Source organism: Paraburkholderia sp. GAS448, from assembly GCF_050435685.1.
GTDB lineage: Bacteria > Pseudomonadota > Gammaproteobacteria > Burkholderiales > Burkholderiaceae > Paraburkholderia.
In genome coordinates this window covers 1-1,695 of record NZ_JBNDKT010000135.1, presented here as the reverse complement: position 1 = coordinate 1,695, position 1,695 = coordinate 1, and the positions used below count along the sequence as shown (strand labels likewise).

The following is a 1,695-nucleotide window of genomic DNA, read 5'->3' as shown; positions in this document are numbered from 1 at the left end:
CGACCCACACCCGCCCTTTGACCCGGCGCGCCTTCGGCGACAGGTTTCGGAGGCACAACGGCCATAGGAGCAGCCCGCTCAGACAGTTTTTCAACTCGCGGGTTGCGTTGCAATTTTTCCTGAGCGGGTTGCGCGATCGGGGATAGGTTCGTGCCGCCAGCGGCAGCTTGTCCGACAGCGTCGGTCCCCTGAAGTTTTTCCTGAGCTCTGCCCGCAAGCGTACGCATGCGCGTCAGGTGGTAGGCCGCCTGCGTCAGGAGGAACAACTGCTCGACCCGCTCGCGGCAACTCGCCACGAAGCCCGCCGTGTCATAGTTCTTGTCGGCCCCAACAGGATCCCAATCCTCGAAACCTGGCGCCTGCGGCATTGTAAACACAGCAGGGGTCCAGGCGGGTAGGATGCGGGTTGTTGTACTGCTTGCCAGTTCACGATCCATCTCCAATTTTCTGAAGACGGACAACCTTCAAGGTTTTGTGAATTCCAGACAGGGCTACAGAGCAGACCATGGACACGATGTACTCGATTCCTGACAGTTTCCGATTCTCTCTCGTCCTCATCAAGCCGACGCATTACGACGACGACGGCTACCCGCTCCAGTGGCTCCGCTCGGTCATGCCTTCCAATACACTCGCCTGTATGTATGCGCTCGCTGATGACGCGCGAAAGCGAAAGCTGCTGGGCCCTGGCGTCCATTTTGAGATCGAGACATGCGACGAAACCAACCAGCGGCTGTGGCCAGAGCGCATCATTCGTGACCTGAAGGCAAAGGGCGGGAGATCGATGATTGGTCTGGTCGGTGTCCAGTCGAACCAGTACCCGCGCGCACTCGACCTCGCCCGCCAGTTCCGTGCCGCAGGCTTGCCGGTTGCGATCGGTGGCTTCCACGTTTCTGGCTGCATCTCCATGCTGCCCGAGATGCCCGCTGAGCTTAAGGAAGCGCAAGCAATGGGTGTGGCGCTCTTCGCTGGGGAGGCCGAGGAACGGCGTCTTGATGAAGTCCTTCTCGACGCGTGGAATGGTGCAATGAAGCCCTTGTATAATTTCATGGACACGTTACCCTCGCTCGAAGGTGCTCCCCGGCCCTTCTTGCCGCGCAAGCATATCGAACGCACGGCAGGTACCTATACCTCGGTTGACCTCGGTCGTGGTTGCCCGTATCAGTGCTCGTTTTGTACCATCATCAACGTGCAGGGGCACAAGAGTCGCTTTCGCACCCCCGACGATCTCGAGAAGATCATCCGCGAGAACGCAACGCAGGGCATCGACCGGTTCTTCGTCACGGATGATAATTTCGCACGCAACCACGACTGGGAGATCCTTCTCGACCGTGTCATCGAACTTCGAGAAAAGGAAGGCATTCACTGCGGCTTCACGATCCAGGTCGACACGCTCTGTCACAAGATTCCAGACTTCATCGAGAAGGCAACGCGCGCCGGTGTGCGTCGCGTGTTCATCGGGCTTGAGAATATCAATCCCGAGAATCTGATCGCGGCCAAGAAGCGGCAGAACAAGATCACCGAATACCGCGCCATGCTGCAGAAGTGGCGCGCCCACGGCGCGATTACCTACGCTGGCTATATCATCGGATTCCCGGCGGACACGAAAGAATCGATCCTGCGCGACATCGAGATCATCAAGCGTGAATTGCCAATAGACATTCTCGAATTCTTCATGCTCACCCCGCTTCCGGGCTC

At 58.3% G+C, this 1,695-nt stretch carries 2 protein-coding genes; one reads left to right on the top strand and one right to left on the bottom strand.

The window, feature by feature from the left end; translation table 11 throughout:
• Positions 1 to 437: hypothetical protein (locus P3T23_RS47600; protein WP_429322939.1), on the bottom strand; the 437-nt coding region annotated here is incomplete at its 3' end.
• Positions 438 to 505: 68 nt separating this feature from the next.
• Between P3T23_RS47600 and P3T23_RS47595 the strand changes: the two genes are divergently transcribed.
• Positions 506 to 1,695: B12-binding domain-containing radical SAM protein (locus tag P3T23_RS47595; protein ID WP_429322938.1), on the top strand; the 1,190-nt coding region annotated here is incomplete at its 3' end.